At 54.2% G+C, this 13,424-nt stretch carries 8 protein-coding genes; all 8 read right to left on the reverse strand.

What is annotated here, in order from left to right; translation table 11 throughout:
- Positions 1-64: 64 nt before the first annotated feature.
- Positions 65-1,261, reverse strand: coding sequence for a GNAT family N-acetyltransferase (locus LQ229_RS19865; protein ID WP_216539615.1), 1,197 nt, complete (start codon positions 1,259-1,261; stop codon positions 65-67).
- A gap of 33 nt (positions 1,262-1,294) precedes the next feature.
- Positions 1,295-1,936, reverse strand: coding sequence for a phosphatase PAP2 family protein (locus LQ229_RS19870; protein WP_216539616.1), 642 nt, complete (start codon positions 1,934-1,936; stop codon positions 1,295-1,297).
- A 213-nt stretch (positions 1,937-2,149) separates the two neighbouring features.
- The gene (locus LQ229_RS19875) at positions 2,150-4,585 is read right to left on the reverse strand and encodes a TIM-barrel domain-containing protein (protein WP_230192657.1); all 2,436 of its coding nucleotides are present in this window, start codon (positions 4,583-4,585) and stop codon (positions 2,150-2,152) included.
- Positions 4,572-8,303, reverse strand: a complete 3,732-nt coding sequence (locus LQ229_RS19880) for a TIM-barrel domain-containing protein (protein WP_230192658.1) — start codon at positions 8,301-8,303, stop codon at positions 4,572-4,574. Before LQ229_RS19880 ends, LQ229_RS19875 begins: the two co-directional genes overlap by 14 nt.
- Positions 8,300-10,129: a glycoside hydrolase family 125 protein gene (locus LQ229_RS19885; protein ID WP_216539644.1), complete on the reverse strand. Its 1,830-nt coding sequence runs from the start codon at positions 10,127-10,129 to the stop codon at positions 8,300-8,302. Before LQ229_RS19885 ends, LQ229_RS19880 begins: the two co-directional genes overlap by 4 nt.
- A gap of 132 nt (positions 10,130-10,261) precedes the next feature.
- Positions 10,262-11,563 carry a sugar ABC transporter substrate-binding protein gene (locus LQ229_RS19890; protein ID WP_216539619.1) on the reverse strand — a complete coding sequence of 434 codons (1,302 nt, stop codon included), beginning with the start codon at positions 11,561-11,563 and terminating at the stop codon, positions 10,262-10,264.
- A 140-nt stretch (positions 11,564-11,703) separates the two neighbouring features.
- The gene (locus LQ229_RS19895; RefSeq protein ID WP_216539620.1) at positions 11,704-12,531 is read right to left on the reverse strand and encodes a carbohydrate ABC transporter permease; all 828 of its coding nucleotides are present in this window, start codon (positions 12,529-12,531) and stop codon (positions 11,704-11,706) included.
- A complete protein-coding gene (locus tag LQ229_RS19900) occupies positions 12,521-13,411 on the reverse strand; it encodes a sugar ABC transporter permease (protein ID WP_230192659.1) in 891 nt (296 codons plus the stop codon). Before LQ229_RS19900 ends, LQ229_RS19895 begins: the two co-directional genes overlap by 11 nt.
- Positions 13,412-13,424 lie beyond the last annotated feature (13 nt).

Below are 13,424 nucleotides of genomic sequence, written 5' to 3' on the forward strand. Positions count from 1 at the left end.
AGAAATACGATAATTTTGCAAATTTTATGTAAACACCATAATTTATATAAGAAAAAGAAGCGAATTAAAAGAAATCCGTAATATACGTCGTTCTGACAGGTATCGCTTCGTTCAATGCGGCCGCAACCCTCTCCGCGCCTTGCAGCCTTCCTACGGCAAATAGAGTATCGGGGCGCTTATAGCCTAGAAGCATGGCGGTCAACGACTGAATATCACATGACAACGCATCCTGAGCGTCCTGTCCTTCGCCAAGCTTGGACACTTCATGCCTGCCGTTCGCACGGAATTGAACGATGAAGCTCCCGTCGTTCCAAGGCGCGAGAGGATCGCGAATACGGAGCGAAATGCGCTCCTCCGCACGGACCGGCTGAGACTCGGAGCGAAACGGATAGCCCCGCACAAATGCTTCCACATCTACAATTCGCCCCATCGTGTAAGGTATCTTATCCTGCTTGAAACGGGGATTCGGCAATAGAAACGGCAATTGATCGTCCGCAGGCGCCGTTAGAATCAGCTTTTCCATCATGGAATCGTGATCGGCGATAAAATTCCACAGCCCCCTTCTCGCTTCCTCGTCTAAATAGACGAATTCATGCACCGTACAGACGGAATCTTTAATCTGGTATATGATGTACCCCCTAGCTTCATGTCGTTCGTTATAATAGACGGCGGCCATGCCTGCTTTTCTTTTGCTTTGGAATACAAACCGGTTCCATTGCCATTCCGTGCGCTTCAGCATGCCGTTATAGCCGGCGGAGAACGGTTCGTACACGGAATGGAGCAGCCGCCAATCTTGATCCGCCAATGTTACATATCCCGGGGAAGGCGCCATTTTGACGACTTGCCTTGCCTCCAATTCATATTGAATATATTCGGTATAGGTTTCCCAACCGAATTTGCGGTAAAAAGCGTATGCGAAAGGATTCAAAAAAGACAGCGGCATCCCTTTTTCCATCATGGCCAGCAGCGCGTTTTGCAGAAGCTGCGCAACCAGCCCTTTGCGGCGGTACTGGGGCCAAGTCGCTACCGAAGCGATCCCGCCCATCGGGAACGCCGTTCCGTCAATCCAAGTTTCGAACTCGTGAATATTCATTTGGGCAGCCAATTTGTTATCCACGAAATATCCCCAATACCCGCCAGGCTTAAACCGGGACAATTCCTGCTCTCGCTCCGCGTCGCTGAATTCAAACTGAAAGGCGAACTCGCTTAATTTCAAACATTCGGCGAACTCTTCCTTTTGAATCAATCGAATTTGTTCCATACGTCTCCTCCTAAAAGTTTATAGATTGTACTTCTAGAATTCACTTCGAACAAACATGCGCCGGAAGCACCAAATGACAATCAACATCCAGCAACCGCTGGCCAAATATCCGCCGATAATATCGCTGGGATAATGCACGCCCAAATAGATGCGGCTGATACCGATGAAGGCGATCAACGCAACCGCGCACACGATGAGAAGTCCGCGGCCCCCCGCCGAACGGATATGCCGCCAGAGCAAGTAGGCAAGCGCGCAATAGAGGGCAAAGGCGGCCATGGAATGCCCGCTCGGGAAACTGAATCCCGTCTCTTCGATTAACCGGTGCAAATCCGGACGCTCCCGCTGAAAACCGTTCTTCATTACGAAATTAAGCGTCGCCGCGCCTCCGACCGCTACGAATAAAAACAGCAGTTCCTTCCGATGCTTCAACACGGCGAAAAGAAATACGGCCGCAACGATCGTAACGGCAATGGTGCCCTTCGTTCCTCCCAGCGCCGAGAGCAATTTGCTCACCGCGGTAAAGGAGTCGGATTCGAATCCTTGGACGAATGCGATGATGCCGCTGTCAAACGGCTCGATTCGTCCGCTGAATATAATAAATGCGAAAACGGTAAAACAGGCGGCTGCGAACAATGCTGCAAATAAGGAGTAATAAGTGCTCTTTTTTCGATTCATAACGGAAACTGTACCTCTTATTTCTGCAAGATGATATAAATAAATTTAATCATATCCGATTTATACGTCATCTTCAATAGCGAGTAACGGGATGGCCGCGACATTCCTATATCGCTTTTTAAATAGAAAAAGGGGACCGCATTCGCCTCATCGCTGAAAATTCATTCGCAAATATGGCGGTTGTCCCCTTCAAAATGGTGTATATTTCCTTGCTTAAAAAACGACCGTAACTTCCCCTGCGCTCGCTTGCCGCAGTTTGACGAACAATTCGCCCTTGTCTCGATCGTACAGCCATCCGGCATCGGCATGTTTCCATTCGCCGTGGTCCCGGATTTCGTTCAAACCGTCGACGTCCGCCGGAGAGGAAGGCAAATGTTTGAAGATCAGCTTCAACGAATCGCGCCCATTGTCGTACCCTTGGTTATCGTAGGCGTACTGCAATTGCAACGATTGTTCCCGTTCCTCCAAACGGACGTTCAACAAATTATATTCGCCGCGGCCGTATCCGTCCGTCAAGCCGTCGTCTTCGTACAACCGGAACTCGGACGAGCCTGCGCCGCCGCAGTATACATGCAGCGCAAGCTCGGACCAGCCCGCATCCGCGGTATGCTGGCGAAGCGCCGTCTCCGGAATGATCGCACCGGCTTTCACATAGATCGGCAGCGTGTCAAGCGGCGCATGCGCCAATATATGGCGTCCGCCTTCATGCCGTTCTCCCGTCCAATAATCGTACCAGATCCCTTCCGGCAAATAGACGGCGCGGTATTCCGCGCTTGGCCGGTAAATCGGCGCAACGATCATGTCGGGACCGAACATAAATTGGTCGCAAAGGTTGCGCGTATGCTCGTCGTGCGGATATTCGAGCACGAGCGGCCGCATAATCGGCAGCCCGGTTTGCGACGCTTCATAAAACAACGTATACAAATACGGAAGCAAACGATACCGCAATCCGATATAGCGGCGGCATATTTCCTCTATCTCGGGACCGAATTGCCACGGCTCCTGATAGACGGGCTCCATCGCGCAATGATTGCGGCTGAGCGGAGCGAATACGCCCATCTGCATCCATCGCGCCAGCAGTTCGCCCGACGTGTGGTGCACGAATCCGCCGATATCCGCGCCGCAGAAAGCGACGCCGGATAATCCCAAATTCATGCCCATCGCCATGAACATCGCCATATGTTCCCAGTAGCTGCGATTGTCGCCGGTCCAAACGGCGGCATAGCGCTGGATCCCCGCATATCCGGCCCGGGTCAGCACGAACGGCCGCTCCCCTTCAAGCAGCTTTTCCAACCCTTCGTAGGTCGCCTTCGACATCGACAAGCCGTACATATTATGCCATTCCCGATGCGTCTGCGGATTGCCGTTGTTCCGGTGCAATACGTCGAGATCCATCGTTTTGGATTCGCATGCAAACACGCTCGGCTCGTTCATATCGTTCCATATGCCGCTGATGCCCATGTCGGTATAGAAACGGTGCAAGCCGCCCCACCACTCGGCGGTCCGCTCGTCGGAAAAGTCGGGAAAGGCGCTGTCTCCAGGCCAGACCTCGCCGACGAACAACGTTCCTTCGATTTTTTTGCAGAACAGTTCGCGGGAAATCCCTTCGCGGTACACATCGTATTGCTCGTCCTTCTTCACGCCGGGATCGACGATCGGCACGATCCGGAACCCCATTTCTTTCAGCTCGGCGATCATCTGCTCCGGCTCCGGAAATCGCTGCCGGTCGAACGTGAATACGCGGTACTCGTCCATATAATGAATGTCCAGGTAGATGACATCGCACGGAATATTCCGCTCGCGGAACGTCCGCGCAAGCCGCATCACTTCCTCTTGGCTCATATAGCTGTAACGCGATTGCTGATACCCCAATGCCCATAAAGGCGGCAGCTTCATCCGGCCCGTCAATGCCGTGTAGCGGGAGACGACGTCTTTGAGGCCGGGGCCCGCGATGACGTACAGGTCGAGCGCTCCCGTCTCCGGGTCGATCAGGTAGGCGCCGCTGTCGGCGCGCATATCGAACGCGGTTTTGCCCGGATTGTCGACCAGCAGCCCGTATGCCGCATCCGCGTCGTAATGGATGAGGAATGGGATCGATTGGTACAGCGACTCCATATCCGGCACATGCGGGTCGTAAATGTCCGAATTCCACATCGTATACCGTTCTCTGCGTTTATTGAGAAATCCGGTCGTTTCGCCCAAGCCGTAAATGCGGGCCGAGGCATTCAGCGGACCGCGGCAGCGCAGCTTGCGCTGGCCTTGCAGCAGTTCCAGCTCCGCGACAACGGCCTTGCCGGACGCATCCAGCACTTCGACGGACATCGTCGCCTTGCGGACGACTGCCGTTAACGATTTCCCGCAAATTCGCAGCTCTTCTTCCGTCTCTTTCACATCGACCTGAAACGGCGGCTCGCCAGGTACGATGGCGGAAACGGGAGGGGTGGAAGCGGGATCCGCGCCCGGCGTTCCGACGATTCTTACCGTATGTTCCGCAACGAACATGACGGCTAGGCTCGCTTTCGCTCCGTTAACGGTCACCGCGCGCGCATCCGCCTTCCAGCTTCGAAACGGGCCGAAGCCCGTTAACGACGCCGCGCCTTGCATCGATTCGTCCTCCCGGTCGGGGCGGATCGATTCACTCGTTTGCATTCGCTTCACCTCCGCTCCCTATCGAAACCGCTATGCGCCGCTTGCCGGCCGGCACGGTTACGTACAGATCGTTTCCTTTGACGCAGTACGATCCTTCCTTCAAATCGCCGATCGAATCGGCCTGCGTCATTTCCGCATCCCCGATTCGCATGCTTCGAACGCCCGCGACTTCGCGGATAAGAAGCGCAACCGTTCCTTGAACGTTCGATTCCACTTCAAGTTCGAGCGCATCGTTGCGTCTGTTTCCTCGCATCAGAACGCGATGTCCCAAATCGTCTTGGAATCGGTAGTCCAATTCATTTACTGCAAATATCATAAACGCGAGCCGGTCGTAGCTGTCCACCCGATTGCCGACATGCGCGCCGATTTGCAAGCTCGAATCCAAATTAAGCGCGACGACGGAATCTTGGCGCATATAAACCGGGATGCTTTCAAGATCGGCCTGAACTTGCAGCGAAACGCCCCCGCGGATCCGTTCGTCGCCCATTAACGCCAACCATTCGCCCTCCGGGAAATAAACCCGTTTGCTGTAATGGCCTTCTTCCGTAACCGGAGCGACAAGCAGGCTGTCTCCGAACATATATTGCTCCATCAAGCCCGAACAAGCGCGGTCGTCGGGATAGGCGACTGCCATGGCGCGCATCATCGGCACGCCCGTTTCACTGGAGACGATCGCCTGATCGTAAATGTACGGCAGCAAATTCATGCGAATGTCGGCATATCGTTTGTAAATGCCGATCACCTCCGGCTTGCCGGTACGTTCCGCAATATTCCACGGCGTACGGTCTTGGTTGAACTCGCCTTTCGTCTCCGCATGATATTGCATGACCGGGCAAAATGCGGCCATCTGCGTCGACCGGACGAACAATTCCGCCGTCGGAATATCGCCATGAAAGCCTCCGAGATCCCAACCCCAGAACGGGATGCCCGACATGCCGCTCGTCAGGCCGGCAATGATCGAAGCGCGGAACGCTTCGTACGTGGAGCGTTCGTCGCCGGCCCAATGCAGCGGATATTTCTGCGCTCCGCTGTATCCGGCCCGGCTGAAAGTAATGCCGTCGCCGTTCGTTTGCCGCTGCACGAAATCGTAATAGCTGCCGATATAGTCAAGCGGATAGCGATTGCGCAATTCCTCCCCTGTCGATCCGTCGGCGAATTGCAGATCGCGGCCGAAGATGCACTCGCCGCCATCGGTTTTAAACCCGTCGATTCCGACTTCGTCCATCAAATATTGACGTTTGCCGAACCACCATTCGCGCGCCGCTTCGTTCGAAAAGTCGATGACCAGGCAATCTTTAAACCAGTTGTACGGGATGCGGTAAGGTTCGCCGTTGCCGCGCTTCACATGATAACCGCCGGCAAGCATCGCCCGCTCGTCGTTATCGCGCTGTTCGTGCGCAATTCCGTACATATATTTCTGAATCGGAATTTGCCACAACAACACCTTCAACCCGTTGTCGTGCAAATCGGCCACCATCTGTTTCGGATTCGGCCAGCGGCCCCACTCCGGAAACGTGAAATCGCCGTACCGCAGCGGCTCGTTGCCGTCCTTCGCCTCGTACTGGGCATCGTTGAAAATATAGAACGTCGCTTCATCGCTCCATTGCTCCAACACAATGACCGTTGCCGGAATTTCGTACTTGTTGGTCAGTTCCACCTGCTTCGCCACTTCGGCTTGGCTGTCCCAATTGTTGCTCGACATCCACGGCCCGAACGCCCATTTCGGCGGAAGCGCCGGTTTGCTCGTCACATTCGCCAGTTGGCCGATCATCTCCATCGGTTTGCCCGCAAACAGGTACATCGTCAAATCGGGCGCAGCGGATTTCACATCGACTTCGATTTCCAACAGATCGGATACATTGGAACCGAAATGGAATTGCGAATACATCGTCGTATCCAGATAAACGCCGTATCCCGCCGAGCTCATATAGAACGGAACCGGCATATACGTTTTCATGCCTTGACTCCGATATTCGTTATACACATAATTGTCCACCGAATAGCCGCGGTATTCCATGCGGGAATAACGCTCGCCCATGCCGAACGCCCGCTCCCCGTCCTGCAAGTCGAAATGGAGCCGCGCCTTGTATACGCGGCCGTCTCCATCCGTCAACAACTGTACCGGAAGCCGGTTCGGGCCGCGCGCCGTGCGGAATACGACTCCCGATCGTTCGTCGCGCATTTCCAAGCCGAACGATTCCTCGTCGTATCGCACGGTCAGCACGTGCCCGTCCAAGCGGATCGACGCTTCGCCGGAAGCGGGATTGCCCGGAAAGCCGTCACGCTCCCGCCCGCTCCATTGCAGCCGCATCTCCGCGGTTCCTCCGTTGCGGCGGGCGATGACGAGCGACGGCGCGGCCTCCATGCCCGGCAAGCCGGCGCAATGCAGCGCGATACGTTCCGCGTCGGCTGCGACTTTCGTAATCTTGCCCAGCGAGCGCCATTCGCGCACGTTGAACCGGTACGGTTCGGAAGCGGAGCGCTGCTCCCCGTCCTGAACGGCAAACCGGTATACGACTTCATCGCCGTATGCGAACCGTCCGATCGCCGCTTGCCAATACTTCTCTCCGTCCGGCGCCGTTTCGATCGTCATCGGAACGGTACGGAATTCGCCCCCGTTGACGGCAAATTCCGCTTGCGCCCGCTGCGTCGCCTCCCGGAACGGCGCTGTCGCCATGCGGACGAAAACGAGTTCCCCCGACTCCGGATAGCGCGGGGATCTTTCCGTACGATCGTATACATAAGGATCGTCCGTTCCCGTCGGTTCGTGCCGGATATGAATACCGCTCCCCGACGCATCGTTATCGGCTCCGGTCAACTTCTGACGGAGATTGGCTGCCGCTATCGAATATAGCGCCGAGGCGAAATGGCTTTCCTCCAGTTGCCCGCCGGCTTGCTGCAGCTCGTATTCGTAATAGATCGGTTCGTTTGCCGATTGCGGATCGATCGCAGGCAGCATGCCATATTCCGTTCGTAAACGGCCGACGTTCTCGACCAGCTTTTTGGCTTCCGCCAAATCTCCTTTTTCCGAGTAATACCAAGCGAGCAGAGAGCTTATATCCGAACGCTCGCAGCCGCCGTAATACGTATCCCCGGCAGACAGGCGGACGCCTTTGCCAAGAAGCTCCCGCTCCACAACGAACAGCGCTTCGATCAGAATGCGGTCCTCAATGCCGAGCAAGCCGAAAGGTACGGCCGCCACGACGATATCTCCGTATATTTCGCGGCTGCCCAGTTTACTGACCACTTTGCCGTCTTTGATCAGCTTCGCAAACAGCAGCTCGCGCATCTCCTTGAGCAGGCGCTGCAAATCGCCTTCCGCAGGCAAGCCCTGCCCCGCTCCTACAGGCCAATGCGGCTGTACCGCCAGAACGGCGCCGTACATGACAGCCAGATTGCTCAAGTAGATCGCCGGCTCGCCCGCTCCGCCTTCCAGCCAATGCCGGCGCGGTTCGTTCCAGCGTGCGGCAATTTGCGCAACGGCCTGCGCCGCCGTATCCGCCATTTGTTCCATCAACGCCGGTTCGCCCGTCGTATTCGTATATTCCCCGACAATCCATAACCAATAGGCCAGATCGAGCGTATCGGTCCGTTCCCCAGACCGGATTTCGGCTTCTGCTTCCCGTAGGAACGGCAGCGTCTTCTCCGCATCTCCCGCCTTCAAATACGAGTAACATTCAAACGCAGCGCTTTGCAGCGACTGTTGTACATTCATCATTGCTTCGTCTCTCCCTCGTAAAATGCGCAATACATCGCATAGGCCAAAAAGCCGGCGCATGTAGCGAACGCTTCTCCCGTCACACATTCTCCCGTATGTTCGTCGACGCTCTCGCAAGCGATGCCGTTATCCATCTTCAAATGCGGAAGCAACCGAAGGAAATGATCCTTCCGGCCCGACAGCAAACTGTTGGCAATGCTCAGCACCCACGGATGCGGCGCGTGCTCGCAGCCGATATCGGCAATATTGCAGCCTGCGAACGAATATTTATATTCCGGCCGGCGGATTTGCTCGACCGTATTCGAATAGATTTCGTCGTCCCAAGCGCAGAAGCCGTAGAACGGCAGCAGCGTCAAGCTGCCCGGCGGCTCGTCGTAAATATTCCAGCCTCCCTGCAAATCGACGGACCACGCGAACATCTTCTTTCCGTCCGCTTCGCAGACGCAATGCTCATAGATCGCCCGCTTCGTTTGCTCCGCCGTGTCCCGAAGCTCCCCGCTAAACGCGGCGCCTCGGCTAGGTTCGAGCAGTTCCGCGATATACCGCAATATCGTAACGACCAATACATTATTATAGGTAAGATACGGGTATACGATCATATCGTCCGTCGGCTGCAAGAACGTTTCATACAAAGCGATTTCCGGATGCTTCTTCGTCGCGAGCACATCCAATATTTTGCGGATCCCTTTGGCGAACAAAGGCTCTTCGACGATTTCCCGCTCGCCCGTACGCTTCACATATTGATACAACGCAATGATCGGCGCGCATAATTCATCAAGTTCGAATCCCGGCTCCAGCACCGTCCCGTCGATATACCGGCTATGAATGCCGACGTTCTTCATTTGAATGTCGAACACGTACTCCAGCATGTTTCGCGCATACTTCGGATCGGCGATCAAGATGGACGGAAAGCTCCACAGCAAGCTGTCGCGGTCCCAATAAGCGGCGCTCACGTAATAGCGCGGGCTGCGCGAAGTGACGAGCACGAATTGTTCCGTATCCATCGTCAAACCGGAAGCATAGAAAAAGTTAAAGAATAAGTTCGTATTGAACAATTCGTCGAGTTTCGCGTCGCCGCTCGTCTTCCGCCGCGCTTCCAGCCAGCGCAAGGTGTCGCCCAGCAGCGCGTCGTAGCCCTTGCGCATCATTTCCTTGGCCGAAGTCGTCGATCCTACTTCTTCGAAACCGAGCCCCCAGTAGAAATGCAATTCCTTGCTTTCCCCGGGCTGAAGCTCCAACCGCTGGCCGAAACGGTATGACACCCGGTCGTCCCCGGCTTGAACTTCCGCGATATCCATCGTCTCGGCGAAAATCGGCGCAAAGGAAAAGACGGACACGGTATGGCGGAAATCGAATACATAGGAATGGTTCCAGCCGCTTTCATATGCGTGTTTCGTTCCTTGCATCGGCTTGCTCTCGTTGATCGTATGCAGCGTCCCCGCCCATACGCCTTGCATCCCCAGCGCAAGCGAGACGGCCGCTTTGCCGTTGTTGGCGGCTTGCAAACGGTACACGAAGCCTCTTTCTCCCACCGGGGCGAGCAATGTCCCTTCGAACGCCAGATCCGCGCTTCCTTCCGCTTGCGCTTCAAAGGCCGGAACCCAATCGTTCAATCTCCGCCAACGCAAATTCCGAAGCTGCAGCTTGCGCCCTCCCGCTTCGATATACGGTTCGAACAGCGGCAGGTCCTTCGCCAAATCGCCCGTGATTTCGACAATGCCTTTGTATCCCATATGCAAAAAATTGATGGACTCGATCGCGCCGCTTCCTTCCTCAATTAACGGCAATGCGATCTGTTCGTTACCCGTAGGTACGTATCGTTTCATCATTCCACCTCATCATTTCGTTCATCTTGGTTGTGTTCCCCAAAAAAGTGACGTAACATAAAGAGAGGGAGGGACCATGTACCCCTTATACGATGATCCCATCCCCTTAACTGGATAAACCCGGAACTGACGTTATTCGCTCAAAATTTGCTCCACTTTCTTTTGGGCGTTATTTAATGCCGTTTGCACATCGGTAGCGTCTAATTTCGCTTTATCCAGTTCCTCACCTATCGCCGTCGTCAATTCATTCCATTTTTCCGGCTTCGGTCCTACCGGCGGCAACACCAACGTATCCAGCGCGTCGATGACGACCTTCTTCGATTCCGGCGGCGTTTTCTTGAAGTAATTGTCAAGCATTTGCTCGTCGGAAACTGCCGGTACGCTCCAATCTTTCTCAATGCGCTTGTCTACGACAAACGGGTTGGCGGACATAAATTTCAAGAACTTCCAAGCCGCCTCGGCATGCTGCGTATCTTTCGATACGGCCAAGCCGTCCGCGAAAAATTGATGCGCTTTCTGCGTATTGCCCGGCTCCAATGCGATATCCCACGCAAACGGCGCGTCGCTGAAGCGGGCCATATTCCAAATGCCGGTGCGCAGCATCGCGATTTTGCCCGTTTTGAACGCATTCAAGTCGGCGTCGGGTTGCGAGAACGTATCGTCGTTCAGCGGCGGGGAAACTTTATATGTTTTTGCCTTGTCGATCATCCAAGTCAAAGCTTCGATATTGGCAGCGCTGTTGACGGTCGGATTGCCGTTCTCGTCGAACACGCCTCCGCCGTTTTGCACGATCGTTTTATAGAATTCCCAGAACTGCAGCGGCGCGTAAGTGCCCCAAACTCCGTTTTTCGCATCGGTCAGCTTTTGCGCGGCCTCCAGCTCTTCTTTCCACGTCCATGACGCTTCGGGATACGGTACATTGTTTTGATCGAATAAATCTTTATTGTAGAACAGGACGACGTCGGAGAAGCTTTCGACCATGCCCAGTTGCTTGCCATCGTATTGGAAAGCGTTATAGGCGAGCTCTTTATAAATGGCAGGATCGAAATCTTGATCCGCTTCGATAACGTCGGTCAAGTCTCTAAGTACATTTTGCGCGGCATAGGACATAAAGTTTTCATACCCTACCTCGAATACGTCCGGCGCGGTTTTGGAAGCGATCGTCGTATTCAGCTTGGTGTAATAGTTTTGAAAATCGACGATTTCCAAATCGACTTTAATGTCCGGATTTTGCTTTTCGAACTCGGCGATCATTTCTTTCAGCGTCTCTTCTTGCGCGCCGCTGGCCGTATACTGCATAAATTTAATCGTTTCCCGCTTCGCTCCGTCTCCGCTGTCGGATCCTTGTCCCGCTTCGCCGCTTCCGGCACCGCATGCCGCCGCCGTCAGCATCAAACCGATCAGCAGCGTCCACAATAAACCTTTTTTCAACACTGGAAACCCTCTCCTTTGGATGAAAATACGAGTGTGATTAGACCCTTGCTTGTTGTTTCGCTTGTTTGTCAGCTTTCCGTTTCCTGCTTCCGCTCGTTACCCGTTTGCGGCATCACCCCTTCCAAAGCCGAAATCCGGCTTTATTTGATCCCGGTCATCGTAATGCCTTTAATGAAATGCTTCTGCGCGAACAAGAACACGATAAAGATCGGGATGAACGCGATAACGTTGCCCGCCATCAGCACGTTCCATTCGGTCGCCCACCGGCCTTGCAGCTTGCTTAGGCCGAGCGGCAGCGTCATGAGGCCCGTATCGCTCGTAATGATGAGCGGCCACAAGAAGTTGTTCCATGAGCTCATGAACGAGAAGATGAGCAGCGTTGCCAGCACCGGCTTGCTAAGCGGCAGGATGACGGAACGGAACACGCGGAAATACGACGCTCCGTCGATGAAAGCCGCCTCCATCAGCGAATTGGGAATGCCCATCATATGCTGGCGCAGCAGAAACGTGCCGTATGCGCTGAATATGCCCGGCAGTATTAAACCGGCAAGCGTGTTCACGAGACCCAGCTTTTGAAAGATGATGAATAGCGGCGTCATCGTCACTTGCATCGGGATCATCATCGTCACGAGAAACAGCAAGAACAAAGCGCCCCGGCCGCGGAACGGAATTTTGGCGAAGACGAAGGCCGCCATCGCGCAGACGAGCAATTGCAGACCGGTCGAGATGACCGCTACGATCACGCTGTTCCATAACGATTTGAATATCGGAAAATACTTCTGAATCTCGATGAAATTATCGAAATTGAAATGCGACGGAATCCATTGCGGCGGCATTTTGACGACTTCCAAACTATCTTTGAAAGCGCCGGACAACATCCATAGAAAAGGAAATACGAAAACGACTGCCGCAATCATCAAAATCAAATGCGTGACAAGGTTTTTCAGCGTAGACGTTTTACTTTTCATAGATGACCCACCTTTTTTGCAATTGATTCTGAATGACGGTAATAACGAAAATGATGGCGAACAGCACCCACGACTGCGCCGAAGCGAAGCCCATTTTGTTGTTCATGAACGCGTTCTTGTATACTTGCTCTACGATCGTGCTCGTGCTTCCGGCCGGCCCCCCGCCTGTCATGATCATGACCTGGTCGAACAACTGGAAGGAGTTGATCAACGAGATCGTCAGGACGAAAAATAACGCCGGCGTCAACAGCGGAAGCGTAATCTTGAACAGCCTGCTCCAGGACGTCGCGCCGTCGATTTGGGCCGCTTCGTAGTAATCGTCCGGAATTTCCTGCAGGCCTGCCAGCAAGATGATGGCGACAAAGCCGACATCCTTCCATACCGTGACCGCGATAATCGCCGGCATCGCCCAGAAAAAGTCTTGCAGCCACACCGGGCCTTGAATGCCGAACCAGGACAGGAAGTAATTGACAAGCCCGCTCTGTCCGTTCAAAAACCAGCGCCATACGATGGATACGGCGATCCACGACGTAATGACCGGAATGAAAATGGCCGCTCTGTAAAATTTGATGCCCCGTACTTTGCGGTTGAGCAGCAGAGCGAACAGCACGCCGAATAGAAGCACCAGCGGCAAATATCCGACCAGAAATTTAAATACGTTAAGTATCGACGTGTACGATTTCTCGTCTTGAAACACTTTCACATAATTGTCGGCTCCGATAAATTTCGGATCGGAGAGCATATTCCAATCCGTAAAACTGATCACGCCGGATGCGATCATCGGAACGAGCTGAAAGAGCAGCAGCCCGAGCAAACTCGGCAGCAGAAAGACCAAGATGGCTGTGCGCTTCATCCATTTGTTTTGACCTACCATCGCCATGTTCCTTTCTTCG

It is taken from the genome of Paenibacillus sp. CECT 9249 (assembly GCF_918697855.1).
Taxonomy (GTDB): domain Bacteria; phylum Bacillota; class Bacilli; order Paenibacillales; family Paenibacillaceae; genus MSJ-34.

Excerpts from the sequence above, each read along its gene's own strand:
- LQ229_RS19885 (WP_216539644.1), bottom strand. The coding sequence starts at position 10,129 with ATGAAACGATACGTACCTACGGGTAACGAACAGATCGCATTGCCGTTA.
- LQ229_RS19875 (WP_230192657.1), bottom strand. The coding sequence starts at position 4,585 with ATGCAAACGAGTGAATCGATCCGCCCCGACCGGGAGGACGAATCGATG.
- LQ229_RS19870 (WP_216539616.1), bottom strand. The coding sequence starts at position 1,936 with ATGAATCGAAAAAAGAGCACTTATTACTCCTTATTTGCAGCATTGTTC.
- LQ229_RS19880 (WP_230192658.1), bottom strand. The coding sequence starts at position 8,303 with ATGATGAATGTACAACAGTCGCTGCAAAGCGCTGCGTTTGAATGTTAC.
- LQ229_RS19865 (WP_216539615.1), bottom strand. The coding sequence starts at position 1,261 with ATGGAACAAATTCGATTGATTCAAAAGGAAGAGTTCGCCGAATGTTTG.
- LQ229_RS19895 (WP_216539620.1), bottom strand. The coding sequence starts at position 12,531 with ATGAAAAGTAAAACGTCTACGCTGAAAAACCTTGTCACGCATTTGATT.
- LQ229_RS19900 (WP_230192659.1), bottom strand. The coding sequence starts at position 13,411 with ATGGCGATGGTAGGTCAAAACAAATGGATGAAGCGCACAGCCATCTTG.